This is a genomic window from Arthrobacter sp. 131MFCol6.1 (assembly GCF_000374925.1).
Taxonomy (GTDB): Bacteria; Actinomycetota; Actinomycetes; order Actinomycetales; family Micrococcaceae; genus Arthrobacter.
Genome location: NZ_KB895541.1, coordinates 294,584 through 319,017, shown reverse-complemented (window position 1 = coordinate 319,017; position 24,434 = coordinate 294,584). Strand labels below are relative to the sequence as shown.

Below are 24,434 nucleotides of genomic sequence, written 5' to 3'. Positions count from 1 at the left end.
GCCCGCCAAGCCACTGATGGCATCGCTTAGTTTGATGACAGTCTATTTTGATTTCTATCAAACTAAGGCCGTAGGGTGGTGTTCCACGTGCTCCTTCCGGCACGTCACCGCGGGGGCCGCCTCCCACCACCACACATAGGAGACACGCATGCGTGCCTGGACACTTGATGCATTCGGACTGGAAAACCTCAAACTCCGCGAGGTGCCGACGCCCACGCCGGGACCGCATGAGCTGTTGATAAAGGTGTCCGCCGTATCGCTGAACTACCGGGACAAGGCGCTGGTGGACGGCATCTATGCGCCGGAGAAGCAGCCCAAGGGGCTCATCCCGGTGGCCGACTCGGCGGGAGTTGTTGCCGCTGTCGGGGAGGGTGTGACGAAATACCGCGTGGGCGATCGAGTGACCTCCCATTTCTATTCAACCTGGCACGAGGGACCCTGGCGCAATGAGTACGCCGACTTCCAGATGGGCGGGCCCCTGAACGGCGGCCTGGCCGAGTACCAGATCCTCGGCGAGGACAACGTCGTTCCCACGCCCTCCAACATGAGCGACGCAGAAGCTTCAACCCTGCCGATCGCGGCCCTCACGCCCTGGTTCGCCCTCCAGGAGTACCGGGGACTGAAGGCCGGCGACTCCGTGCTCGTCCAGGGCACCGGCGGGGTCTCCATCTTCGCCATCCAGCTCGCTTCAGCCCTCGGGGCCCGGGTGATCGTGACCTCCAGCAGCGACGAGAAGCTCGCCCGGGCCCGCGAACTGGGCGCGACAGACACCATCAACTACCGCACCACCCCCGACTGGGCCGGAGCCGTCCTGGAACAAACCGACGGCCAGGGCGTTGACGTCGTGCTCGATGTCGTGGGAGGGGACGGACTGCGCGACTCGATCCGGGCCGCGAAAGGAAACGGCTTGGTCGCTGTCATCGGCTTCCTCGAAGGACAAACAACCAGCCTCGACCTCATGGACCTGATCTGGCACCAGACCCACATCCAAGGGATCGCCGTCGGCCACCTCCGCTCCTTCCATGAGCTCGTCAAATTCCTCGACTTACACACCATCCAGCCCGTCATCGACAGCGTCTTCACCTTCGACGACGCCCCCCGCGCCTACGAAAAACTGGCCGAAGGCGCCTTCGGAAAGATCGTCATCAGCATCGCCTGACCTGGGTGCTCCGCCACCAAGCCGGGGCGTTTCCCCAGCGCCTGACGGGGGTTACGCAGCGCCCGTATCAGTTGACGCCGTAATGGTCTCGCTAACGACGTCTATGTAGTTGCTAATGGCCTCGCGGTTGCGGGTGAGGCAGTCGATGCGTTGCGTCATCCGGTCCCGCTGCTCCTCGAGGACGGCCAGCAGTTCAGGTGTGGCGTCGCCCGGGTGGATCGCGGGGCTTTTGTCCACGCAGGGCAGGATCTGTCTGATGATCTTCGTCGGGAGCCCGCTGTCGATCAACCCGCGGATCTGGTTTACCCGGTTGATCAGGTACTCGTCGTATTCCCGGTAGCCGTTGGGTAACCGCCTCGGAATGATCAGATCCTGTTCCTCGTAGTACCGCAATGACCGGGCGGGAGTGTCAGTCACCTTCGCAAGCTCTCCGATGCGCATAAAGCCAGCCTTCCCTCCAGGGTGTTCGGTCGGAATTTGACCTTCACACTAGTGTCAACCATTGAAAGTAAGGTTATGACTCAAACACAACACTATGCCCCGGACCGAACCAGGAACTCTGGGACCCTCCCGCTGGCCGGTCTGCTGGCCCTCGCCGCCGCCGGATTTATCACCATCATGCTCGAAACATTGCCCGCCGGAATCCTTCCGGCCATGAGTGGCGATCTTGGGGTTTCCGAGTCCGCCGTCGGCCAGACCGTGACCGTGTTCGCGATCGGATCGATTGCAGGCGCCATACCCCTGATCAGCGCGACGATGGGGTGGCAACGCCGGAAACTGCTGCTCCTGGCCCTCACGGGTTACGCCGTTACAAGCGTCGTCACCGCCGTCTCCGACAACTTCGTCCTGACGCTCATCATCCGGTTCGTCGCCGGAGTGTTCGCCGGGGTGTTGTGGGGGATCTTGGCCACTTATGCCCGGCGTATGGTCACGCCTAACCACCATGGACGCGCCATCACCATCGCCCTGGCAGGGACACCGGTGGCCCTGGCAATCGGCACACCTGCGGGAACCCTTCTCGCTGGCCTGATCGGGTGGCGGTTCACGTTCGGCGTCATGGCGCTTCTTGCTCTTCTGCTGATTACCTGGGTGCTCGCCGCCGTCCCGGACTTCGCCGGACAGGCCAAAGGCGAACGCACTCCCGTAGCCAGGGTCTTCTCAGCCCCAGGTGTCCTGCCCGTCGTGATCGTCACGCTCCTGTACGTGATGGCGCACAACCTCCTCTATACCTACATCGCATCCTTCCTGGCACCCGTCGGAATGAGCGACAGCGTCAGCGCCGTACTGCTCGTCTTCGGCGTCGCATCCCTGGTCAGCATCTGGATCACCGGAGCCCTCATCGACCGGCACCTGCGGACCCTCATGATCGCCAGTTCTGCCCTCTTCGCTCTGGCAGTTCTCGCCCTCGGAATCCTGGCAGACCTGCCCGCGGCCGTCTTCATCAGCGCCGCCCTGTGGGGCCTCGCGTTCGGCGGAGCTGCAAGCCTGCTTCAGACCGCCGCCGCGGACGCCGGTGGACCCGCCGTCGATCTGGTCCAGTCCGTCATGGTCACCGGCTGGAACATCGGCATCGCCGGCGGAGGGATCATCGGCGGGCTCCTGCTCAGCGGCTTCGGAGCCTCTTCGCTGGCGTGGGCAACCTTCGCGCTCCTGATAGCAGCACTTATCATCGTCACCACCGCACGCAAGCAAGCCTTCCCCGCTTAATTGATGCTGTCGCGCACCAGCCCGACGTGACTGAGAGCTGTCCACAGCTGGCGGTCGAGGTGACCGCAGCACTCGGAATACCCGTGTGCTTCTGCGATCCGGCTAGCCCCTGGCAACGGGCCTCAAACGAGAACGCCAACGGCTTCCTCATGGTAGCGATCGCCGCCGCCACCATACATAGAGCCGCGCGCGCCGCGTGGTACCGGCAGCGCGCTAACCCAGTTCCTGGCAGCCCTCAGGCAGGCCCAGAGGCCCACAGTCCTGCTGCTGTGCGCAGCGCAGATAACGCCGCTGCTGCGTTTCGTCGTCATGTACACGGCGGTCGCAGCACACCTGAGCCCATTTACCCCCTCTTCACCACTGGACCTTGTCGTGGGAATGCCCGGGCGTGGACCCGGGCCAGGACCTCGACTCCGAGGCCCCCAGCGGCCCCGCACGCCACGGCCGCGAGCAACAACCCGCCGGGTGGACGGGAAAGCAGGAAGAATTCCTGCACGAGCGGGAGGTTGAGCGAGACCAGCAGGGAGGCGCTCATGGCCAACACCACGGCCAGGCGCGCCGCGTTGAGGGGGCGCGACACAGCCGAGAGGATCCACAGTCCGACCATGGACAGCGTCAGCACAGAGGCGCTGCTGACTTGTTCGGACGTAGCCGTTCCGGCCAGCGGCGCGAATGCGTTCAGTGTGAGCAGGGAAGCCGTGACGATCAGTCCGGCGGGGACGGAGAACCATAGGGACCGGCGCAGGAATCCGGGCTGATAGCGGCGCGGGTTCGGCATGAGCGCCAAGAAGAAGGCCGGGATTCCGATCGTCAGGCCGTCCGTGAAGGATAGCTGGCGGGGAAGAAACGGAAACGTCCACTGCAGGAGCCCGAAGGTCACCGCGATGGCGGTCGCATAGACCGTTTTGCTGAGGAAGAGGCTGGAGACCCGCTCAATATTGGCGATGACCTGCCGGCCCTCAGCGAGCACTCCGGGAAGCCGGTCGAAGCGGCCGTCGAGCAATACCAGGCGCGCGACTGCCTTGGTGGCGGGCGCCGCGGAGTCCATGGCGATGCCAAGGTCGGCCGTCTTGAGCGCGAGGGCATCGTTGACGCCGTCGCCGGTCATGGCCACAGTATGTCCCCGGCGCTGGAGCGCCTCGACCATCGCCCTCTTCTGGGTTGGCGTCACTCGGCCAAACACCATGTTTGATTCCATCACCTCCTCCAGATGCAGCGGGTCCTCCGGCAGTGAGCGTGCGTCGAAGCCCTCCGTGACCTCCAGGCCAACCCTGCGGGCAATGGCGGCAACGGTGCGGGGATCGTCGCCGGAAATGATCTTCAACCCGACCCCCTCGGTCCGGAAGAACTCGAGGGTCTGCCGGGCATCGGAGCGCGGCTGTTCCCGGAAGGTCAGCAGCGCCACAGGGTGGAGCGACGCCGGCAGCTGCTCCGCCTTCCCATTGGCTGGCAACTGATCCGCGCCGGCCAGGAGCAGGGTCCGCAGCCCTGATGCGGCCAGTTCGCCGGCCTGGCGCAAGACGTCGCTCTGGCGCGGTACTGCGCCGTCGGGCGCCGGGATCGACGGCTTCAGATGTGCGGCTGCGTCGTCACCCTGCACAAGCATCATTTCCGGTGCTCCGAGAATCCAGGTGCGCGCACCGCGGGCGCTCCCGTTGAAGCTGACTCCGCTCCACTTCCGGGCGGAGGAGAACGGCACGGACCGGACGGGTTGAAGGCCGCCGTCATCCTCAAAGGCCGTGCTCAGGCAGCGTGCCGTGGCGTTTGCTTCGGGTTCGGCGCCAAACCATGCGAGGGCCTGCTCCCATCCCGGTTGCGGCGCCAGCGGGTGAACCGCGTCGAAGACCAGCCCTCCTTCTGTGAGAGTGCCGGTCTTGTCCATGCACAGTACGTCCACGCGTGCCAGTCCCTCGACAGCCGCGAGTTCCTGGATCAGTACGTTGTGTTTAGCCAGTCGGAGTCCGCCCACGGCGAAGGCCACGCTCGTCAGCAGCACTAGTCCCAGCGGGACTATCGCGATCATGCTGGCAATGAGTCCCACGAGCGCGGGGGTCCAGGCACCGGTGGAAATGGCGGTCTGCCAGCCGCCGCGCGCCTGGATCTCGCCGTTGAGCACGAGGAGGGCCACGGGCAGCAGGATCCAGGCGATCCAGCGCATTACACGGTTGAGGCTGTTGCGGATCTCGGAGTTCACCAGTGAGAAGCGTCGCGCATCTGCCGTCAGCCGGCTCGCGAACGACGCCGATCCGACCCGGACAACCTGGGCGTTGCCGTGGCCGGCCACGACGATCGATCCGGAGAGTACTTCCGTCCCCGCATCCTTACCCACCGGGTCTGCTTCGCCCGTGAGGAGCGATTCGTCCACCTCCAGGCCGGACGACTCCAGTACGGCAGCGTCGGCAGTGATCTGATCCCCGGCCCGCAACGCCAAGAGGTCATCTTTTACGACGTCGGCCGTGGCGATGTCGTGGATCTGACCCTCGCGCAACACCCGCGCGAGCGGGGCGTTGAGGACAGCCAGCCGGTCCAAGGACTTCTTCGCCCTGTATTCCTCGACGACGCCGATCACGGCGTTGCTGACAGCGGCGAGGCCGAACAGGGCATCCCGCCATTGCCCCAGGAGCAACAGCAGCAGGAAGCTCGTGCCGACGATTGCATTGAAGAGCGTGAAGACGTTGGCCCGGAAGATCTGCCACAGGCTCCGGCTAGTGGTGTCCGGCACGCGGTTGGTGAGCCCGCGCTCGACCCGCGTAGCCACCTCCCCCTGCGTCAGCCCCTTGGCGGCCGGCCGGCGTTTGGCGGCCGGGGACGCACGCCGATGCAGAAAGGCTCGTCTCCTGCGCCGGCGGTATGCCTTCACCCTCCGATGGTATCCGCCGTAGTGCCAAAATGTGACGCACTGCGGCTTTCATCAACTCCGCGGTGGAATTCCCGCAGGAATCTCGATGATGTTGTCAACGGATGCTGGTGTGCCGTTATGGCGCGCCTGCCGGTGGCGGCCGGGACCCGCGCAGATCAGCGGCTGCGTCCGGGTCCGCACCTCCGAACAGGACTTGGCAACGCCGCGCAAGACACGCACGGGCCAGGACGCAGCACCGTTCGCCGGCACATTGCACCAGGACACCCGGACGCCACCTTCGCCGGCTACGTCATATGGATTGGCATCGCCGAGGAATCAGCCATCGGAGCCCGGCTCTGGCCACAAGACGTCGCCTTCCTCGGCGACAATGACAACACGCTGCTCGGCTACCCGCTCCCGGGCGCCAATGGTTCCCTCGCCCCAGGATCACGCCGCCTCGGCTGGGCCTGGTACGACTCCAGCAGAAACGGACTGCTCCGCTCAGGCGGCAGCGTCACCGGTTCCGTGGCGCGGCACTCGCTCATGCCCGCCGGGATCCCGAACGCGACCTTCCGGGAACTCGCCGCAGAGGCCCGCGAACTGTTTCCCTCGCCTTAGAACAATGCGATCCTCGACAGCATCGAACGAAGAGCCGTCATCGGCACACCCATCGCCGAATACGTGCCCGCACGACTCGCCAGAGGCAGGGTCGCCATCGTCGGAGACGCCGCCCACGTGCCAACCCCCATGACAGGCAGCGGCTTCGCCGAATCCGGACAAGCCTTCAGCCGCTCCTTCGCCCGCCGCGCAGCCTAAACCAACTCCAGTCCTTTGCCCGGGCATGAAACAGACCCATGCAGCCAAGGTGCCTTACGAACAAATCGATCGCTCACCTGTGTTGTTCTCGCAAACGAAGGATTCCGAGAGCGATCTCAATTGAGCGCCGAAAGTGTGCGAGCCCTTCGGGAGACGCATCTCGATGGCAGTTCTCGAAATCGCACAGCCGATCAAGGTCAGCGAATCGGGTTTCGTGAATCGAAGAGGAGGTAATGGGAATGTGTGCGACGCATCCTGTGCCGCTGCCCGGCCGGGCGGAACTATCCGGACATGTCAGAGGCCCTTGACGTACGGCAAGCACCGGACGCAAAGTTCACACGAGAGTCATGCCGCCGATGGCCGATGACCGTCCGGGCCCAGCCCTCATGCCGCAACAACCGCTGCACGGCGGAGCATATTGCATCCCTTGAGCCCCTCCCAGGCGGAGCCGCTTGCGGTCAACCACGGGAGCGCTCCGGTCGCCACTTGGACAGGAGAAGTAAGAATGGATCTCGAAAAACCGCCCACAAGCCCAAAGACGGCAACGGCGACCAGGGCCGCCAAAGACGCGGAGCGGGCGTCCATTTCCGCGTCCCGGAAGAAAGTTTCGTACGGCGCCCAGGACCGTAGAGGACCACTCCTGTGGAATTCAGGCCTGGAAAAGCTCACCAACCAGACCCGTCGTCCGGGGCAGCCAGCCGATGCGGGCATGAACCTGTACTACGAGGACCTTGAGTGGAATCCCCTCTTTGGCCCGGGCGATCCCTCGGGGATCCTTCCGAGGGACACGGATCAGGTACCGCATGGAAATATGGCTAATGCGGGCGGGCTGATTCTGCCCTGGTGCTCGAATTCACGAGAGGTCCGCCAGAAGGCCATCGTTGTGTATCGCCTTGGGGAGGACCTGGATACGATCGAAGATCCCCTCCTGTATATCTTCCAGTATTACTGGGACAACGTGGGGTACTTCTTGCCGGCCACCTTTGGGTCTTTCGACGAGAAGATCTCCATGGGTGAGGGGCCCAGCTCCTCCCTCAATGTTGACTTCATCCTCGGTCCTGCAGGAGACCTGGTGGCCAGGGCATGGGCTTAGGGGCCCGGCCGGAGCGTGGCCGGCCCCTGCAAATTACTAAACGAGTCGGCAAGGTGTCCGGAGACTAAGCCGAGTATCCAGGCTCTCGCGGAAGGGAAAGGACGAGATGCGAGTTGGCGGCAACCCGGGCAGCCTCCGAAACTGCACTTCCCCCACCCGTCCCCCGGCCTCCCCATGGGAACTCCAAGCCGACCCGTGGTCGTGGGATTCTGATCGGTCTGCCCGATCATGGGGGTGACGATCTCTCCCGGCGCCATGCTGTTGGCCGTAACGCCAAACTCGGCCAGCTCCAACGCCATTGTCTTGATCAATCCCCGAGTGCATGCTTCGAGGCGTCTCATGCGGCAGCACCAACCTGCGGCTGGATTTCATGGGAGCTGATGACCGCAACGATGCGCCCACCTGTGCCTGCATTGACCATACGGCGGGCCGCGGCCTGCAAACACTCGAAGGCGCCGTTGAGGTTCACCTCAAGGGTCCTGGCCCAGGTTTCGATGTCCAGGTTCAGGAACCTGATCCCGTCGCCCGGGCCGAGATTGTTGATCAAGCCGTCCAGTCCCCCGAGCTCCTCGGCGACTGAATCGATGACTGCCGCCTTTGATTGGTGATTCTGGTCGAACAGGGACGGTTTCCACGGCAGGAGTTGCTGGGCGTGCAGCTGCCTCACCCGCCACACGCAGACCCAGAGCAGTCCGTTTGCCCGTTCCACGGTCTGCCCGATAAGGGTCGTTACTGACCGGCCCATTCCTCGGATCCTCCTCCGCTCCGTCAGCCCACTTGAACGTTCTCGACCGGTCTTGGATACGCCTGGGTGGCTCACTCGAACCGAGGACTTCACCGATGCAAAGGCAATCGCTGCAGCGAACACTTCACGCGCGGCAAGTGCCTAGTTTCCGGTCAGCTCCGCATGAAGCGTCTGGACCCGGGCTTTGATGTTGTCGGTGAGTCGCTTGCTGATGCGGTGCAGCAGCTCCGTGTTTTCTACCAGCCCCCGACTGGTTCCTTGCCGGTTTTCGTGCGGTTCAGTCATTTCAGCACTCCAAGGACGTGATTCATGGAAGGGAAGTCCGGATCAGTTGTTGTCGCCGGAGCGGCCGTGGGCCAGCCCGGTGGGGAACCCGACGAGGACAGGTTCGGGGGCTCCGCAACAGCCGCCGGAGGTTTCAGCCACAAGCCCGTCGGCTGCTGCCGGGACGTCGCAGCTGGTGCCTGCGTCGGATGAGCAGACACCGGTTTCGGGGAGTTCGAGCTGAACGGTGTCCGCCGCTTCGCGGTCCCCGGCCAGGGCTGCGGCGACGGAGCGGACCTGTTCGTAGCCGGTGGCGAGCAGGAAGGTCGGCGCCCGTCCGTAGGATTTCATGCCGACGATGTAGAAGTCCTTGTCCGGGTGGGCCAGCACTGTCGCGCCGTGCGGGGGGACGGTGCCGCAGGAGTGGAATTCCGGGTCGATCAGCGGGCCGAGCTCGGTGGGTGCCTCGACGGCGGGGTCCAGGTTCAGCCGGAGTTCACGGAGGATGTCCAGGTCCGGGCGGAAGCCGGTGCAGGGCACGACGACGTCGGCCTCCAGGATACGGCCGTCCACGGATTCGACGGTGACGTGCGAGGCGAGGGGCGTCAGCGAAGCGATGCCGAAGCCGGTGTGCAGTTCGATGGTTCCTGCCTCGACGAGGCGCCGCAGGCGGGCGCCGAGCTGGCCGCGGGCTGGGAGCCCGTCGGCGTCGCCGCCGCCGTAGACCTTGTCGGCGGACGCGCCGCGGACGGCCCAGAGGATCCGGGTGTCCGGTTCGTCCTTGGCCAGGTCGGCGAGGCTGATCAGGGTGTTGGCGGCGGAGTGTCCCGCGCCGACCACCAGGACACGGCGTCCGGCGAACACCTTCCGGTCACGGCCGATGACGTCCGGCAGCGGCGAGGAGATCCGGCCGGCGGCGGAATCTTCGCCGATGGCCGGCAGTCCGGACGTCCCCAGCGGATTACGGCTGGACCAGGTGCCGGAGGCGTCAATGACCCCGGCCACGGTGTGGTCGCGGGTTTCGCCGTCCCCGTGCTCCACCCGGACGATGAACGGTGTGCCCTCACGGCCGCGGGTGTGGGTCTTGTCCATGCCGGCGCGGGTCACGGAGATGACCCTGGCACCGGTCTGCAGCCGCGGGCTGATGGCCGGGAGCGCTGCCAGCGGGGTGAGGTAGTTATCGATAAGTTCTCCGCCGTAGGGAAGGGCCGTGGGTCGGGGAGATTCCCAGTCGGAGGCTTCGAGGAGTCGGACGGCGGCGGCATCGAGGTTGTACCGCCACGGGGAGAACAGCCGGATGTGGCGCCACTGCTCGATGGCCGCGCCCGCGGAGGGGCCGGCTTCGAAGATCAGCGGTTCCAGGCCGCGTTCGATCAGGTGGGCCGCGGCGGCCAGGCCCACGGGGCCGGCGCCGATCACGGCAACGGAAAGGTTCTTCGCTGAATCCATGGTTTCCTCTGTTCATCCGTAGGTGTGGCGGTTCTTACTGGGGGTGCCTGCCGGTCCTGTGGGGCCGGCAGGCGGGAGGGTGTCAGCAGCAATCCTGATCGTCGTCGCAGCAACCGTCGCCGCAGCATCCTGTGCTCATTCAGCTCACCCCCTCCCTTTCCCGGGTTTAGGCGTGGGTGGGTTCTTCCACCAGGGCGGTGGCGATGCTGTCCGCGTCCTCGAGCGCGGCGAGGTAGCGTTCGGCGTCGAGGGCGGCGGCGCAGCCGGTTCCGGCGGCGGTGATGGCCTGGCGGTAGCGGTGGTCCACGGCGTCGCCGCAGGCGAACACGCCGGAAAGGTTGGTGACCGTGGTGGGCGCGTCGACCTTGATGTAGCCCTCGGCGTCCAGCTCCACCTGCCCGGCCACGAGGTCGGTCCGCGGCACGTGGCCGATTGCGACGAAGATCCCGGTGGCCGGCTGTTCGCGTGTTTCGCCGGTGCGGGTGTCGGTCAGGGTCACACCGGTGACCTTGCCGTTGCCGTGGATCGCGGTGACGGCGGAGTTCCAGGCGAAGCTGATCTTGGGGTTGTCCTTGGCGCGCTGGGCCATGATGCGGGAGGCGCGCAGTTCGCCCTTGCGGACCACCACGGTCACTGATTTGCCGAAGCGGGTCAGGAACGTAGCCTCCTCCATGGCGGAGTCTCCGCCGCCGACCACGATGATGTCCTGATCCCGGAAGAAGAAGCCGTCGCAGGTGGCACACCAGGAGACACCGTGGCCGCTGAACTTCTTCTCCTCCGGAAGTCCGAGTTCCTTGTACGCCGAGCCCGTGGCCAGGATGACCGCGGGAGCTTCATGGGTCTCCCCGGCGCCGGTGACCACACGCTTCAGGTGCCCGGTCAGCGTCACTTCGGTGGCGTCGTCGAACACCACCCGCGCGCCAAACTTCTCCGCCTGCTGCTGCAGCCCGTCCATCAGCTCCGGACCCTGGATCCCGCCCGGGAAACCGGGGAAGTTCTCCACCTCGGTGGTGTTCATCAGCGCACCTCCCGCGGTGACCGACCCGGCCAGGACCAGGGGCTTCAGCCCGGCCCGGGCGGCGTAGATCGCCGCGGTGTACCCGGCGGGGCCGGACCCGATGATGATCAGCTGTTCAGGGTTTCGGCTGTCGACGCTCACGAAGGTCTCCTGGTGCTCGGTACGGATTACTTGACGACGGACGTGAGGGAGGCGATCAGGGCCTCGATGCGGGTTTTGATCTCGTCGCGGATCGGGCGGACGGAGTCCACGCCCTGCCCGGCCGGATCCTCCAGGACCCAGTCCTCGTAGCGCTTGCCGGGGAAGTAGGGGCATTCGTCGCCGCAGCCCATTGTGATCACGACGTCGGATTCCTTTACGGCCTCGGTGGTGAGGATCTTCGGGATTTCGGCGGACATGTCGATGCCGAGTTCCGCCATGGCCTCGACGGCGGCCGGGTTGACCTTATCCGCGGGCTGGGACCCGGCGGAACGGACCTCGATCCGACCCTCCCCGAGGGTGGTCAGGAACGCGGCGGCCATCTGGGAACGCCCGGCATTGTGGACGCAGACGAACAGGACGGAGGGCTTCTTGGCGGTTTCGGTGCTCACGGGTTTCTCCTGAAATCAGTTAGGTGTGGATCGGAATTGATGAGGTCGTCGTCCCCGCACCATCGACTAGACATTGATGTTTATCGATGCATGAAGTATCGGGCAATAAATCGATACTTGTCAATATTTGCGGGGTTTCGGGTTTTAGGCCGCGTGCAGGCGGGGTGCGAGGTCGCTGACGCGGCGGGCGATGTCAGTGAAGGCGCCTTCGAAGGCGTCCTCGGTGTTCAGCCGGAGCGGATCCGGAACGGACCAGTGGATTCCTCCCAGGTTGGGGATTTCCTCGTGGGCGTTGTCGCACACGGTCACGACGAAGTCTTCATCGTGCGCCACCTCTTCCAGCCGGCGCGGGGGAAGGTCCGCGAGTGGGACGCCGTGGCGGCGGGCGACCTCAATAGCGCCCGGGGCGATATGGTCCGCGGGGTGCGTACCCGCGGAGGCCGAGGGGATTTCGCTGAGCTGGTTCCAGAGTGCGACGGCCAGTTGGGACCGGGCGCTGTTCCGGGTGCAGACGAAGAGGACGCGGCGGGCTCCGTGTTCGGCCCCGGGAGCCAATCCCTCCAGGGCCCCTTCGGCGAGCCGGATGTAGCTGCGGCGCTTATCCGCCTCCGAACGATGGCGGATCACCAGGCCCGCTCCTTCCAGCGTGCGCAGGTGGTGAGACAGCAGGTTCGACGGCATTCCGAGTTCGGCCTGCAGCTCCGTGGGGGAAAAGTCTCCCAGGATCAGCAGGTCCACGATTCGCAACCGCGCAGAGTCGGCGAGGGCCGCGTGCTTGGCGACCCGCGCCCGAAAGACTTCAACTGGGTCAGTATTCATTGATTCAATTTTGACTGAGTAAATATCTTGGGTCAAGCTGTTGGTATGACTTCTCAACAACCGCCGTTGTGGCGTCGTGCCGTCGCCGAACTGCTCGGCACCAGCCTGCTCGTGACCATCGTCGTCGGCTCCGGGATCGCCGCGCAGCAGCTTTCTCCGAATGACGTTGGCCTGCAGCTTCTCCAGAACAGCACCGCCACGGTGCTAGGACTGACGGTGCTGATCCTGGTGCTCGGGCCCGTGAGCGGCGCCCACTTCAACCCCGTGGTCTCCCTCGCCGACTGGATCCTGGGCCGGCGCCGCGGCACCGGGATCACCCTCCCCCAGCTCGTCACCTATGTCGCCGCCCAGACCGTGGGTGCAGTCAGCGGCAGCGTCGTGGCGAACGCCATGTTTGCGGTGGGCACCTCCATTTCGGTCAAGGACCGGGCAACCACCGGGCATCTCCTGGGTGAGGTCGTCGCCACCGCGGGCCTCGTTCTGCTGATCTTCGCCCTGGCTGCCACCAAGCGTGGCGTTCTCGCCGCGCCGGCGGTGGGCGCCTACATCGGCGCCGCCTACTGGTTCACGTCCTCGACGTCGTTCGCAAACCCGGCCGTAACCGTGGGCCGCATCTTCACTGACACCTTCGCCGGCATCGCACCGTCCTCCGTTCCCGGCTTCGTCGTGGCGCAGCTGGTCGGCGCAGCAGTGGGCCTTTGCCTCTTCCTCGTCCTGTTCCCCTCCGCGGCCCGCGCCGCGGACGACGTCGTCCTGGCGCACAGTTCCGAAGGAGCCAGCGCGTAGCCATTCTCGGGCCCACCTGGGGATCCTCGTCGGCAGGGCTTGCGCCGGGTCACTCCCACCCGCCCATACATTGATGATTGTCAATGTCAGGGCATAATAGGTACATGAACTCGCTGCCTATCCTCGAGCCGGCCACGGATGAAGCCTGCTGCACCCCGGCAGGGCCCCCTGCCCTGGGCGCTGAAGAGGCGAAGCAGAAGGCCCTGGTCTTCAAGGCGCTGGCCGACCCGAACCGACTGCGACTGCTCTCCATCGTCAAGGCCGGCCCCTCCGGTGAATCCTGCGTCTGCGACCTGACCGAGCCACTGGACCTGGGCCAGCCCACCGTTTCCCACCACCTGAAGGTCCTGGTCGATGCGGGTCTGCTGCACCGCGAAAAGCGTGGCACCTGGGCGTATTACTCCCTGGTTCCCGGCGCCCTGGAACAGGCGGCCGGACTCCTGGCGACCCTGTGACCGCGGCGGAACCCTCCGCTGTCACGATCCGCCCCATGCGCGACGGCGACTGGCCGGCCGTTCAACGGATCTACCGTGAAGGAATCGCCACCGGCCACGCCACCTTCGAAGCAGAGGCACCCGACTGGGAACGGTTCAACAGCTCCAAACTGCCCCGCCACCGCCTCGTCGCCGAAACAACAGACGGCAGGATCCTTGGTTGGGCCGCCGTCTCCCCCGTCTCGGCCCGCCCCGCCTACTCCGGCGTGGTCGAGCATTCCGTCTACATCGCAGCCGTTGCGCGCGGGCGCGGCCTGGGCGCAGCGCTGCTTCATGACCTTGCAGACTCCACGGAGAGTGACGGGATCTGGACGATCCAGGCCAGCGTCTTTCCCGAAAACGAAGCCAGCCTCAGACTCCACCTCGCCAACGGGTATTTCGTTGTCGGTCGCAGGCAGCGCATCGCCAGGATGACCTACGGGCCGCTCACCGGGCAGTGGCGCGACACTATCCTGATCGAACGCCGCTCCCCCGCCATCTGAACGGCCGGCTTGTCGAAACAGGCAGACACTGCACGCAGGACAAGCCGCATCTCGCTCTCTTGGAAGCGGACGCCACTTCTGGCGCCCCTCACACGGGGCGAGAAGGGCTGCGAACGCATCATGCGTTCCGGTTCCTGATACGTGATCAGAACTACCGAAGAAGCAACATACTGCGTCGGCCGATCGACGCCCTTCGTCGGAGCATCCCCGGCGTGAACCGGCACGGGCGTGACGGCATGCGTCCCCGATTCTATGGACCACAGTCGACTGCCCTCGTCTTCCAGTAGCTGTGATGCTGCGCGTGAAGCCGCCCGCTCCGCGACACCATTGACGCGGTGTGAAATAATCTGCGTATGGATGCAGATAAACAGCTATGCGGACTTGAACCGGACAGCCAGTATGTGGAACTTGCCGTCGAGGTCTTTGCCATGCTCGCAGACGCCACCCGTGTCCGGATTATCCTTGCCCTGCGCGAGGGTGAACTGCCGGTCAACCAGCTGGCCGAGATCGTCCACAAATCCCCGGCGGCCGTTTCCCAGCATCTGGCAAAGATGCGCCTCGCACGTATGGTAACCACCAGGCAAGACGGAACACGCGTCTTCTACCGGCTGGAGAACGAACACGCCCGCCAGCTCGTCACCGACGCCATTTTCCAGGCCGAACACTCCCTCGGCGGAATCCCCCGCCACCACCACACCGAAAGCGCGGACCCGTCGTGACCGAACCCCGAGATCTCCACCGTCCCGGGGCGACCGCGCCCGTCCACACACCCCAGGACGCCGGCAGTCATGGTCACGGGTCAGGGGCCCAGACACATGAGCACCATGACCACGGCCAGGGGCACGACCACGACGGCCACGAGCACGGCCACGAGCACGCCCACGGCCATTCCCATGAGCATCCGACGGGGATCAAGGGCTTCCTGTACGGGTTGTTCGTCCCGCACACCCACGACGCCGCGGACTCTGTCGACGACGCCCTTGAGGCAAGTGAACAGGGCGTCAGGGCGGTGAAGATCAGCCTCTTCATGCTGCTTGGCACCACCATCCTTCAATTCCTCGTGGTGCTGATCAGCGGATCCGTGGCCCTCCTCGCTGACACGATCCATAACTTCTCCGACGCCCTGACGGCCGTGCCGCTGTGGATCGCGTTCCTGCTGGCCCGCCGGCCCGCGACCCGACGCTACACTTACGGCTTCGGCCGGGCCGAAGACCTGGCCGGACTCTTCATCGTCGGCGTCGTCGCCCTCTCGGCCCTCGTGGCCGGATGGCAAGCGGTCGACCGTCTGATCCACCCCCAGCCCATCCACAATCTGGGATGGGTCGCCGTTGCCGGCCTGATCGGCTTCGCCGGCAACGAGGCCGTGGCCATCTACCGGATCCGGATCGGCCGGAAGATCGGCTCGGCCGCGCTGGTGGCCGACGGCGTCCACGCCCGGATGGACGGCTTCACCTCTCTTGCCGTGGTGCTGGGCGTGATCGGAGTCTGGCTAGGGTTCCCTCTGGCCGACCCGATCGTGGGGCTACTGATCGCCGCCGCCATCATCATCCTGCTCTGGGGCACGATGCGGAGCATCGGCCGGCGCCTGATGGACGGCATCGACCCTGACCTCCTAGACCGTGCCCGGTCCGCCCTCGCCGGGACCCCCGGCGTGGAAGCCGTCCCAGCCCTGCAACTGCGTTGGATCGGCCACCGCCTACAGGGCAACGCCAGCATCCAGGTCGCCGACATGCCGGTCTCGGCAGCAGAACAGATCGCCGCGGTTGCCAGGCACCGTCTCGGCCATGCTCTGCCGAACCTGGACGGCATCGCGATCCAGACAACCACCGGGACAACGTACGGTGGCGGGGAGCTGGCACGGTCAACGTCCGCGCACGGGCACGAATGACCCCAGCCCGCACTCCCGTGGACGATCGGGGGAAAGGCCGTGACATGCGAGCGCGCATCCCGGGCCAGGGCAGCTTCACGGTGGCCGCCGAGGCCGCCGCCATGATCGGCGTCTTCGGCGGAACCCTGCACTGCTATCAGGGTGCAGGGGGTTGCCGTCGGCAGGGACTCTACTTCGCCCGCACGGAACCGAAGAAATATCTGCTCTGCACGCTCCACGAGAAAACAGCCACCGGCGACGGCACTCCCGTGGTCCCCGGGGAAGACCACCGGGACGAGACCAGCGACATCGCGATCAGCGTGAGCCATGAACTCGCGGGAAAGCTTGACGGGGCCATCCTGGACTTCGGAATGATGGCCACGACCTGCATGCCTCCCTCATCGCTTCCGGCACCCCGATCATCACCGGGCATGTGACCTTGAGGAAGGGTGTCTGACCGACGGTCACGCCGCCACGATTCTGGCGGAGCGGCAGCAGTGCATGGCCGAACACTTCGACGTCCCCGTCGAACACTCCACCTTCCAGCTCGAACCGGCCGCCCACCGCAACCAGGTACACCTCCCCACCAGAGGCCAGAAAGAAAGGCCGATGAGCAGCGCAGAAGGTACCGCAACCAGCAAAGACCCCGGGCTCCTGCTGCGCCGAGGGTGCGCCTTGAATACACCACCCTGGGCTGGAACATCATCGGCCTCGGCGTCCTGGCCGCCGCCCCCCTCCGCGCCGGATCACCGGCCCTGGCCGGGTTCGGCCTGGACTCCCTCATCGAAATCTTCGCCTCCCCGTGGCGGTCTGGCAGCTCAAAGGCATCCACGCGGACCGGGAGACCCGGGCGATGCGCCTGATCGGGACGGCCTTCGCCGTCCTCGCCGCCTACCTTCTCATCCAGCTCGCCATCGTCATTGCCACAGGCCTCGCCCTGGTGCTGCGCTCGGTCATCCGCAAGCGGGCCACGGGCTCCTGGAAGAGCACTGACCCGGAACACCGGCCGGCCTCGCCGTAATCCAACGACTGACCGGCAGGGGCCCCGCCGGACAGCTCCTCACCCGGAACAACTCCAGAGGCTGACATAGAAACCGTAGGGTTGATGTCTCAGCGCCTATCGGCCGCGCGGCAGGGCTTCGCCCTGCTATCGGGGGTCGGGGGCTTCAGTTCCCGGGATTTCTGCGCCGTTGAGTGTGCGCAGGGCGGCACGGAGCCGGGCGTCGGCGTCATTGGCCACGTCCCGGACGGCCGGGCTGTCGCTGAGCTTGACCATGGTCTGCGGGTCGATGGCCTGGATGGTTGTCTCGACGGCGTCCTTGCCCCGGCGGACCACGACGTTGCAGGGCAGCAGGGCGCCCATGTCCGGTTCCGCGGCGAGGGCCCGGCTGGCGAGGGCCGGGTTGCAGGCGCCCAGGATCACGTAGTCGCCGAGGTCCTCGGCGGCACCAGCGCCGAGCTTGGCCTCAAAGGTGGCACGGACGTTGATTTCCGAGAGAATGCCGAACCCCTGTCCGGCGAGGGCTTCGCGGGTGCGCTGCACTGCTTCTTCCCAACCCAGCGGGACCGTAACGGTATGCGTATAGCTCATGGCTGCTCCTGCGCGGATAGTCGGTGGTCTCAGGCGAGGGAGAGGAAGAGTTTTTCCAGGTCCTTGGTGTCCATGCTCGAATCCCCGCGGACGAGGCACTGTTCAAGCCCGCTCGCGATGATCGCGAACCCGGCCCGGTCCAAAGCCTTCGAGACGGCGGCGAGCTGGGTGACGATGTCCTTGCAGTCCTTCCCCTCCTCGAGCATGCGCGTGACGCCGGCGAGCTGTCCCTGGGCTCGCTTGAGCCGGTTGATGATCGGGGTGAGTTCTGTCGAATCAAGTTCCATGGCGGGCTCCAAAGGTGGGTGGGTACTTTGCCAATTCTATACCCCGGAGGGTATAACGGCTAGCGGCGGGAAGTCAGCACCAGGCCCGTTGAGTGCGGCTTGCAACATACCCCCGGGGGTATTATCGTTGGGAGTAGACCGATGGAGGATCCCCTCCCGGAAACTCCCCCACCGCCCAACGAAAGAGAGCATCATGCTTATCGAGCGTATTTACGATGAAGACCTCGCCCAGGCCAGCTACTTCATCGGCTGCCAGGCAAAGGGTGAGGCGGTCGTCGTTGACCCCCGCCGCGATATCGACGTCTACCGCAACCTGGCGGCAGCCAACGGGATGACGATCGTGGCCGTCACCGAAACCCACATCCACGCAGACTTCCTCTCCGGCACCCGTGAACTGGCCGCCGCGACCGGCGCCACCGCGTACGTTTCCGGCGAGGGCGGCGCGGACTGGCAGTACGGGTTCGAGGCCGAGCGGCTGAACGACAACGACTCAATCACCCTTGGCAACATCACCGTCAAGGCTCTGCACACCCCGGGCCACACGCCGGAGCACCTGTCCTTCCTGATCACCGACGGCGCGTTCGCCGACGCCCCCGGCTACCTGCTCTCCGGTGACTTCGTCTTCTCCGGCGACCTGGGCCGCCCGGACCTGCTGGACGAGGCCGCCGGCGGCGTCGACACCCGCTTCGCCGGCGCCCGTCAGCTCTTCGCGAGCCTGCGGGATAAGTTCCTGACCCTGCCCGACCATGTCCAGGTCCACCCCGGCCATGGCGCCGGCAGCGCCTGCGGCAAGGCCCTGGGCGCCATCCCCTCCTCCACGGTCGGCTACGAACGGCTGTACTCCTGGTGGGGCCCCTACCTGGCCGCCAATGACGAGGACGGCTTCGTCGCCGAACTCCTCGATGGCCAGCCCGACGCGCACGCCTACTTCGGCCGGATGAAGCGCGAAAACCGGGAGGGCCCCACCGTCATGGGCGAACGTACTCCCCTGACCGAACTCGCCACCGCCGACGTCGTGGCCGGCCTCGCCGACGACACCGTGACGTTTGTGGACACCCGCTCCAACGCCGAGGTCCACGAAGGCACGGTCGCCCGGTCCCTGAACATCCCGGCCGGGAAGTCCACCGCCAGCTTCGGCGCCTGGGTGGTCAACCCGGAAACCGACAAGAACCCGCTCGTGCTGCTGGCCCCCAGTCAGGCCGCCGCGCAGGAGATGTGGGACCACCTTGTCCGGGTCGGCATCGACAAGGTCGCCGGCTACGTCACCAGCATCGAGGGACTGCCCGCCAGCACCCCGCAGCTGATCCAGCCTGAAGAACTGGACGGCTTCGACGCCGCGATGGTCCTGGACGTCCGCAACCGCACCGAGCACGCCGCAGGACACATCCCCGGCTCCCACCAGCTCAGCGGCGGCCGCGTGATGTGGAACCTGGACCAGCTCCCCGCCGAGGGCACCATCGTCTCCTACTGCCAGAGCGGCGTCCGGAACTCCGTCGCGGCCAGCGCGCTGCGCCGGGCCGGGTACGACGTCGTTGAACTCGACGGCAGCTACGCCGGATGGGCCGCCTGGCAGCAGGCACGGGAATCCGTTGCCAGCAACTGATCCTGGAAATAATTGAACTGATTGATTGACAGCGTTGGCGGCGGTCCGGGACACCGGGCCACCGCCAACGTTTTGTCCCCGGTCGCGGGCGGGGGTTTCGCCGTCCTGTTCCGAGACATCATCGTGAACGACGTCGATGCCGCGGACGTCGGCCGTGAGACGGTTGCATCGTCCCTGTGGGCAATACTTCATGTGCTCAGCCAGTGTGCAGCTTCAGTTTCCTGAACGCCGGGAACCACCCGGGAGGCCGGCAGCAGCGTCCACGTCCCGTCCCGCAGCACGCGGGCATTGATTTCCAGCCGGCTGCGTAACAAATCCACTGCCGCCTCGGCCCGTCTCTCCTGGATGATTCCCAACACCGTGTTCAGGGTCAGGACGGCCAGGATGATGGTCGCGTCGAGCCATTTGGCGAGTGCGAACTCAAGGATGATGGTTGCTTCCAGCATCCAGGGCACGGGCGCCCAGAGCTTCCTGAGGATGCGCTCCGCGAGCCGGGTCCGCTTCAGGGGGACCGCGTTGGGGCCGATAGTCTCCAGAAGCCGGGTTGCCTGTGCGGAAGAAGGCCCTTGAGGCTCGGGTACCTGCCCTCAGCCTTGAACCGTTTCGGCGCCGGTACGGACGACCAGCACGGGGCACTGGGCGCGGTGCACCGCGTGGCTCGATACCGAGCCCAGAAGCATTCCGGCGAAGCCGCCGTGACCCCGCGATCCGACCACCAGCAGGTCCGCCCCGCTCGCAGCCTTCAGGAGCACGTCGGCGGGGTGCCCCTCCATCACTTCACCGGTGACCGCAAGGCCGGTTCCAGATGCGCGCCGCAGCGCATCAGCATGTGCGCGCCGGGCATTGTCTCCGAATGAATCATGGTCCTCAGCTTTGCCGGCAGCGTCCCCGATAACGGGGTAGTGCCATGCTGTGACAACGTGAACCTGCCCTGACCGCAGCCGGGCCTCTTCAAGGGCCCAATCCAGGACCGCCAGTGAAGAATCCGACCCGTCGACCCCGACCACAATCCGGAAAACCATGCCTGCCGCCATCATGCCTCCCGCTACGGAAACCCCGTCCTCGCGGCACTACGCCGTTCCGCAGGGCCAACAATGCTCCCGATGAGCAGCCGAATCAAGAGGATTTTCCTGCCGGAGGCCGACGCGGTGAGGACGCCTCGCACCCCCTGGCACATCAGAGAGCGGAGACGCTATCCCTGACGCAGCCCGCGGCCTTGTGACGAGGCGAGACTGTCCAGCGCCTTCATGCGTCGTCAAGGTCGACCTGTGAACCGGGCGTCCAGAACAGGTGAAGAAACCCTGCCCCGCCGACACCGAGCCGCCCTTTGGCCGCACCCGCCCCGGCACGCCGGACTGCCCCTCCAGCTTCAGGGGGAAGTATTCCCTCACCAAAATACCCCATGGGGTATACTGATGGGACAGTCCAGCCAGGTAAGGGGAGCAACCAGATGTGCCGTGCAGTGACATGCAAGAAATGCCAGAAGACGACGTGGGCGGGATGCGGTCAACACGTTGACCAGGTCATGCGCGGGGTCCCGGTCTCCCAGCGCTGCCGCGGGCACGAGCAGGAGAAGCCGACCGGCAAGGGCTTCTTCGCGAAGTTGTTCGGACGGTAGGTCGACTCTCCCGGCACAGGCGTTGAGGAACAGGGAAGCGCCGGAGGATATCTCCTCCGGCGCTTCCCTGTTCCCCTGCAGTCGCTCTCAGGACAGGAGTGCCTGTGCGGCGACGTAGGCGGCGACAGCCAAGACCAGGATTCCGAAGCCGCGTTTAAGGACCCTGTCCGGGATCCTGGTGCCGATCCGTCCGGCCGCGAGTGATGCGGCCATCGCGGTGACCGCGAAGGCCGCCGTGACGGCCCAATTGATCTGCAGGTCCCCGAGGTGGGCGGCGAAGCCGGCGGCCGAGTTGATCACGATGATCACCAGTGAGGTCCCGACGGTCAACGCCATCGGTAGCCCGAGCACCAGGGTGAGCGCCGGGACGATCAGGAAGCCGCCGCCCACGCCCAGCAGACCGGTCAGGAACCCGACGACGGCGCCGGTGGCGATTGCCTTGGGCAGGCAGCTGCGCCAGTTGACGCCGCCGCCGGGCAGTGCGCAGGCGCCGCCTAAGGATTTGGACGGCATCAGCATCCGGATGCCGGCGAAGACCATGATCGCGGCAAAAGCCAGCAGCAGGATCTTCGGGTCCAGAAGCCGGTTGACCGCCGCGCCAAGGTACGCCGTGACTGTTCCTGCCGCGCCGATGATCAGGGCCAGCCTCCAGTTCACCCCGTGCCGCAGCCGGGGCAGCACCGCGACGGCGGAGGAAGCGCCGACGACGACCAGCGACGTCGGGATTGCCGCCGCAAGCGGCAGCCCCACGCCATAGACCAGGGCGGGCACGGCGAGGATGGATCCGCCGCCTCCGACCAGGCCCAGCAGGCCACCGACGATCAGCCCGAAGGCCGCCGCGGAGATGATCATGCCCGGGCGTCCAGGTTCTTCAGGGCCTGGTGCGCGGTGGGCTCGTTCGCGGAGCGGTTCCACGGCATCTTGGAGAGCATCTGACCCATAGCACAGCTGTTGGTGGCGGCGGAGAACGTCAGGCCGGCGCCGATACCGCCGGCAATCAGGCCGAGTTTGGGCGAGATGAACTTGCTGCCGAGCACGCCGGCCAGGACCAGGGAGCCGGCGGTCATCCGGACCTGGCGCTCCAGGGCCCAGGCGCCACGGCCGCGGACCACGTTTCCGCCGGCCGCTGCGTAGGCGGGCACACCGCCGGACAGGACACTCGCACTGGCCAGGCCGACAGAGTCCAGATGCTTGCGGGCCTGCTCGGCCCGGTTGCCGGACTGGCAGACGAGGACCACGCGGGTACCCATCTTGGCAGCGAACTCTTCGGTGTGTTCGCTGAGCAGGGCCAGCGGCACATGGTAGGAGCCATTGATGTGCAGGGCATCGAACTCAGCGCCGCTGCGCACGTCGATGATCATCAGATCATCGTGGTTGTCTTCCCAAGCCTTCAGGGTCGAGGCATCGATGGATTTGGGAGCGGTATCAAGGGCATTGGTCGTCTTCAAGGAAGTCATGATCTCTTTCGGTATATCTTGGAGCATTTCTTGTGGCGGCTCCGCGCTTGCGGTAACCGTCCTCCACCGCCCCGTTCGCCATGTCAGGGACACGGTCCGGGCAAGTGGAAGCCCGGGCTGCGCTTGGGGGCGCGCCGCCCGGGCAGTCTGATGGGGTCAGCTGACGGGGAACCCTGCGGCTGTCCAGTCGAGCATTCCGCCGGGCACGGTGTACGCCGTGTAGCCTGCGGCGGCCAGCTGGTCCGCGGCAGCTGCGCTGCGCCGTCCGCTGCGGCACACGGCGATGACGGTGCGGGACTTGTCCAGCTCGTTGAGGCGGCCGGCCAGTTCGCCCAGGGCTATATGCGTCGCGCCGGGGATCATGCCTTCGGCGACTTCAGCCGGTTCGCGGACATCCACAATCTGGGCATCGCTGCCGCTCTTGAGCTGTTCCGCGAGCTGTTGCGGGGTGATTTCCATGGGCTGGACCTTTCGGTAGGACGGGGCTGGGGTGCTGCGAAAATGGGGACTTAGGGGCTTCCCGGGACTGCGGCTGACGCCGTACTAGGTCAGGCGCAGGAAGAGGGTGCGGATTTCCTCGAGGGTGGCCTTCTGGCCGGGCAACCCGGGCTGTACGCCACCCGCCGCGAGGATGTCCACCGGCTCGGTGAGGCAGTCGCGCATCGCCGTCGAGATCAGTTCGAATCCGGCCTTGTCCAGCGCGCCGCGGACCGCCGACAGCTGGGTGACGACGTTCCGGCAGTCTGCCCCCGATTCGACGGCGGCAATCAGGGCGGTGAGCTGTCCGTTGGCGCGCTTGAGGCGGCCGGTGGTGCGGCGCCTGCCGGAGTCGGGTTGGAGGTGCGGGCTGAGGGTGGTGGACATGTTCATTTGCCGCCGGCCTGGTAGTTGACCGGGTGCCCGCTGCGGTACCACTCCGTAATGCCGCCCATGACGTTCACCGCGTCATAGCCTCCTGCCGTGAGGTGTGCGGTGGCGCGGGAGCTGCGGCCGCCGGAGGCGCACATCACGTACACGGTCCGCCCGATGGGAACATCACCGAGGGACTGCTGGAAACGTGAGAGTGGAATGTTCCTGGTCCCGGGAACGCAGGCCTGCGCGTATTCTTCCTCTTCCCGGACGTCGATGACGGAAACATCAGGCCCGAGTGCGGCCAGATCGTCCACTGAAATGCTCTTCATGCTGGTGTCCTTTCACGATGTCCGGCAACCCGGGCGGGTAGTTACCCTTCCATAATGATACCCCGGGGGGTATTAATGCAAACTGGCGCCGGGCGGTCTTCTCTATTGCCAAAATACCCCCGGGGGTATAATGTTTTCCTATGGCAACCATCGATATTTCCGAAGCGACCTTCAATGACACCATCACCGGCAACGACATTGTCCTGGTGGACTTCTGGGCTGCCTGGTGCGGCCCGTGCCGGATGTTCGCCCCCACTTTCAGCAAGGCCTCCGAGAACCACGCGGACGTCGTCTTCGCCAAGGTGGACACCGAGGCCGAGCCCGGCCTCTCTGCCGCCGCCCGCATCACCTCCATCCCCACCCTGATGGCCTTCCGGGAAGGGATCCTCGTCTTCTCCCAGCCGGGGGCAATGAACGCAACCGGACTGGAACAGCTCATGAAGGGCATCAAGGAGCTGGACATGGACGAGGTCCGGGCGAAAATGGCAGCCGCCCCGGCATCCTAGGAAGCCACCCGACCCCCGGCCCCGGACGGGGTCTTCCGGGCCATGCCCCACCGACGGATCGAG

The 24,434-nt window shown here is 65.8% G+C and carries 30 protein-coding genes and 1 pseudogene; 14 read left to right on the top strand and 17 right to left on the bottom strand.

Annotation, left to right across the window (positions count from 1 at the left end; all coding sequences use genetic code 11):
* The first annotated feature begins 148 nt into the window (after positions 1 to 148).
* Positions 149 to 1,159 (top strand): zinc-dependent alcohol dehydrogenase family protein, encoded by a 1,011-nt coding sequence (locus tag C566_RS0101565; protein WP_018772566.1) that lies wholly within the window; start codon positions 149 to 151, stop codon positions 1,157 to 1,159.
* Between the two features lie 51 nt (positions 1,160 to 1,210).
* Here the strand turns inward: C566_RS0101565 and C566_RS0101560 are convergent, their stop codons facing one another.
* Complete coding sequence (locus tag C566_RS0101560) at positions 1,211 to 1,600, bottom strand: MerR family transcriptional regulator (RefSeq protein WP_018772565.1); 390 nt, start codon at positions 1,598 to 1,600, stop codon at positions 1,211 to 1,213.
* A gap of 75 nt (positions 1,601 to 1,675) precedes the next feature.
* Here C566_RS0101560 and C566_RS0101555 point away from each other — a divergent pair, with 75 nt between their 5' ends.
* A complete protein-coding gene (locus tag C566_RS0101555) occupies positions 1,676 to 2,866 on the top strand; it encodes an MFS transporter (protein WP_018772564.1) in 1,191 nt (396 codons plus the stop codon).
* 343 nt (positions 2,867 to 3,209) lie between these two features.
* Here the strand turns inward: C566_RS0101555 and C566_RS20480 are convergent, their stop codons facing one another.
* Positions 3,210 to 5,624 (bottom strand): HAD-IC family P-type ATPase, encoded by a 2,415-nt coding sequence (locus C566_RS20480; protein WP_018772563.1) that lies wholly within the window; start codon positions 5,622 to 5,624, stop codon positions 3,210 to 3,212.
* A 219-nt stretch (positions 5,625 to 5,843) separates the two neighbouring features.
* Here C566_RS20480 and C566_RS22865 point away from each other — a divergent pair, with 219 nt between their 5' ends.
* From C566_RS22865 to C566_RS0101540, 3 genes are all read left to right on the top strand, one after another.
* Entirely contained in the window at positions 5,844 to 6,323 is a 480-nt protein-coding gene (locus tag C566_RS22865; protein ID WP_018772562.1) for an FAD binding domain-containing protein, read from the top strand.
* Positions 6,324 to 6,332: 9 nt separating this feature from the next.
* Positions 6,333 to 6,521, top strand: coding sequence for an FAD-dependent monooxygenase (locus tag C566_RS23420; protein WP_442852616.1), 189 nt, complete (start codon positions 6,333 to 6,335; stop codon positions 6,519 to 6,521).
* Between the two features lie 505 nt (positions 6,522 to 7,026).
* The gene (locus tag C566_RS0101540) at positions 7,027 to 7,614 is read left to right on the top strand and encodes a hypothetical protein (protein WP_018772560.1); all 588 of its coding nucleotides are present in this window, start codon (positions 7,027 to 7,029) and stop codon (positions 7,612 to 7,614) included.
* Positions 7,615 to 7,951: 337 nt separating this feature from the next.
* Here C566_RS0101540 and C566_RS23040 read toward each other — a convergent pair whose 3' ends face one another.
* The 6 genes from C566_RS23040 to C566_RS0101510 all read right to left on the bottom strand — a co-directional run bounded on the left by C566_RS23040 (position 7,952) and on the right by C566_RS0101510 (position 12,499).
* The gene (locus tag C566_RS23040) at positions 7,952 to 8,359 is read right to left on the bottom strand and encodes an SDR family NAD(P)-dependent oxidoreductase (protein ID WP_026266271.1); all 408 of its coding nucleotides are present in this window, start codon (positions 8,357 to 8,359) and stop codon (positions 7,952 to 7,954) included.
* A gap of 141 nt (positions 8,360 to 8,500) precedes the next feature.
* Positions 8,501 to 8,644: a hypothetical protein gene (locus tag C566_RS22585; protein WP_018772559.1), complete on the bottom strand. Its 144-nt coding sequence runs from the start codon at positions 8,642 to 8,644 to the stop codon at positions 8,501 to 8,503.
* Positions 8,645 to 8,686: 42 nt separating this feature from the next.
* The gene (locus C566_RS0101525) at positions 8,687 to 10,072 is read right to left on the bottom strand and encodes an FAD-dependent oxidoreductase (RefSeq protein ID WP_018772558.1); all 1,386 of its coding nucleotides are present in this window, start codon (positions 10,070 to 10,072) and stop codon (positions 8,687 to 8,689) included.
* Positions 10,073 to 10,238: 166 nt separating this feature from the next.
* On the bottom strand, positions 10,239 to 11,231 hold the full coding sequence (gene trxB / locus C566_RS0101520) for a thioredoxin-disulfide reductase (protein ID WP_018772557.1): 993 nt from the start codon (positions 11,229 to 11,231) through the stop codon (positions 10,239 to 10,241).
* A gap of 26 nt (positions 11,232 to 11,257) precedes the next feature.
* Positions 11,258 to 11,680, bottom strand: a complete 423-nt coding sequence (locus tag C566_RS0101515; RefSeq protein WP_018772556.1) for an arsenate reductase ArsC — start codon at positions 11,678 to 11,680, stop codon at positions 11,258 to 11,260.
* Between the two features lie 144 nt (positions 11,681 to 11,824).
* Entirely contained in the window at positions 11,825 to 12,499 is a 675-nt protein-coding gene (locus C566_RS0101510; protein WP_018772555.1) for an arsenate reductase/protein-tyrosine-phosphatase family protein, read from the bottom strand.
* A gap of 45 nt (positions 12,500 to 12,544) precedes the next feature.
* On the opposite strand from C566_RS0101510, the gene C566_RS0101505 reads away from it, so the two are divergent.
* The 7 genes from C566_RS0101505 to C566_RS22580 all read left to right on the top strand — a co-directional run bounded on the left by C566_RS0101505 (position 12,545) and on the right by C566_RS22580 (position 17,149).
* A complete protein-coding gene (locus tag C566_RS0101505) occupies positions 12,545 to 13,285 on the top strand; it encodes an aquaporin (RefSeq protein ID WP_026266270.1) in 741 nt (246 codons plus the stop codon).
* Between the two features lie 104 nt (positions 13,286 to 13,389).
* A complete protein-coding gene (locus tag C566_RS0101500; protein WP_018772553.1) occupies positions 13,390 to 13,740 on the top strand; it encodes an ArsR/SmtB family transcription factor in 351 nt (116 codons plus the stop codon).
* Positions 13,737 to 14,261, top strand: coding sequence for a GNAT family N-acetyltransferase (locus C566_RS0101495; RefSeq protein WP_018772552.1), 525 nt, complete (start codon positions 13,737 to 13,739; stop codon positions 14,259 to 14,261). Before C566_RS0101500 ends, C566_RS0101495 begins: the two co-directional genes overlap by 4 nt.
* 353 nt (positions 14,262 to 14,614) lie before the next feature.
* The gene (locus C566_RS0101490) at positions 14,615 to 14,980 is read left to right on the top strand and encodes an ArsR/SmtB family transcription factor (RefSeq protein ID WP_018772551.1); all 366 of its coding nucleotides are present in this window, start codon (positions 14,615 to 14,617) and stop codon (positions 14,978 to 14,980) included.
* Between the two features lie 212 nt (positions 14,981 to 15,192).
* Positions 15,193 to 16,149 carry a cation diffusion facilitator family transporter gene (locus C566_RS0101480; RefSeq protein ID WP_018772549.1) on the top strand — a complete coding sequence of 319 codons (957 nt, stop codon included), beginning with the start codon at positions 15,193 to 15,195 and terminating at the stop codon, positions 16,147 to 16,149.
* Between the two features lie 44 nt (positions 16,150 to 16,193).
* The gene (locus C566_RS20465) at positions 16,194 to 16,565 is read left to right on the top strand and encodes a hypothetical protein (protein ID WP_018772548.1); all 372 of its coding nucleotides are present in this window, start codon (positions 16,194 to 16,196) and stop codon (positions 16,563 to 16,565) included.
* 365 nt (positions 16,566 to 16,930) lie between these two features.
* Positions 16,931 to 17,149, top strand: a complete 219-nt coding sequence (locus tag C566_RS22580) for a hypothetical protein (RefSeq protein WP_155846702.1) — start codon at positions 16,931 to 16,933, stop codon at positions 17,147 to 17,149.
* A gap of 126 nt (positions 17,150 to 17,275) precedes the next feature.
* Here the strand turns inward: C566_RS22580 and C566_RS0101460 are convergent, their stop codons facing one another.
* Positions 17,276 to 17,719 carry a DUF302 domain-containing protein gene (locus C566_RS0101460; RefSeq protein WP_018772545.1) on the bottom strand — a complete coding sequence of 148 codons (444 nt, stop codon included), beginning with the start codon at positions 17,717 to 17,719 and terminating at the stop codon, positions 17,276 to 17,278.
* A 29-nt stretch (positions 17,720 to 17,748) separates the two neighbouring features.
* Positions 17,749 to 18,006 carry a metal-sensitive transcriptional regulator gene (locus C566_RS0101455; RefSeq protein WP_018772544.1) on the bottom strand — a complete coding sequence of 86 codons (258 nt, stop codon included), beginning with the start codon at positions 18,004 to 18,006 and terminating at the stop codon, positions 17,749 to 17,751.
* A 193-nt stretch (positions 18,007 to 18,199) separates the two neighbouring features.
* On the opposite strand from C566_RS0101455, the gene C566_RS0101450 reads away from it, so the two are divergent.
* On the top strand, positions 18,200 to 19,609 hold the full coding sequence (locus C566_RS0101450) for an MBL fold metallo-hydrolase (protein WP_018772543.1): 1,410 nt from the start codon (positions 18,200 to 18,202) through the stop codon (positions 19,607 to 19,609).
* Positions 19,610 to 19,797: 188 nt separating this feature from the next.
* Here the strand turns inward: C566_RS0101450 and C566_RS0101445 are convergent.
* The 7 genes and pseudogenes from C566_RS0101445 to C566_RS0101415 all read right to left on the bottom strand — a co-directional run.
* Positions 19,798 to 20,166 (bottom strand): annotated as a pseudogene (locus tag C566_RS0101445) (cation-transporting P-type ATPase); the annotation flags it as partial.
* 30 nt (positions 20,167 to 20,196) lie between these two features.
* Positions 20,197 to 20,631, bottom strand: a complete 435-nt coding sequence (locus C566_RS0101440; protein ID WP_043465846.1) for a universal stress protein — start codon at positions 20,629 to 20,631, stop codon at positions 20,197 to 20,199.
* A 683-nt stretch (positions 20,632 to 21,314) separates the two neighbouring features.
* The gene (locus C566_RS0101435; protein WP_018772540.1) at positions 21,315 to 22,079 is read right to left on the bottom strand and encodes a sulfite exporter TauE/SafE family protein; all 765 of its coding nucleotides are present in this window, start codon (positions 22,077 to 22,079) and stop codon (positions 21,315 to 21,317) included.
* On the bottom strand, positions 22,076 to 22,684 hold the full coding sequence (locus tag C566_RS0101430) for a rhodanese-like domain-containing protein (protein WP_018772539.1): 609 nt from the start codon (positions 22,682 to 22,684) through the stop codon (positions 22,076 to 22,078). Before C566_RS0101430 ends, C566_RS0101435 begins: the two co-directional genes overlap by 4 nt.
* A gap of 156 nt (positions 22,685 to 22,840) precedes the next feature.
* Positions 22,841 to 23,143 (bottom strand): rhodanese-like domain-containing protein, encoded by a 303-nt coding sequence (locus C566_RS0101425; protein WP_018772538.1) that lies wholly within the window; start codon positions 23,141 to 23,143, stop codon positions 22,841 to 22,843.
* 84 nt (positions 23,144 to 23,227) lie between these two features.
* Positions 23,228 to 23,548: a metal-sensitive transcriptional regulator gene (locus C566_RS0101420; RefSeq protein ID WP_026266267.1), complete on the bottom strand. Its 321-nt coding sequence runs from the start codon at positions 23,546 to 23,548 to the stop codon at positions 23,228 to 23,230.
* A 2-nt stretch (positions 23,549 to 23,550) separates the two neighbouring features.
* Positions 23,551 to 23,865, bottom strand: a complete 315-nt coding sequence (locus tag C566_RS0101415; RefSeq protein WP_018772536.1) for a rhodanese-like domain-containing protein — start codon at positions 23,863 to 23,865, stop codon at positions 23,551 to 23,553.
* A gap of 140 nt (positions 23,866 to 24,005) precedes the next feature.
* Between C566_RS0101415 and trxA the strand changes: the two genes are divergently transcribed.
* On the top strand, positions 24,006 to 24,371 hold the full coding sequence (gene trxA / locus C566_RS0101410) for a thioredoxin (RefSeq protein ID WP_018772535.1): 366 nt from the start codon (positions 24,006 to 24,008) through the stop codon (positions 24,369 to 24,371).
* The last annotated feature ends 63 nt before the right edge of the window (positions 24,372 to 24,434 follow it).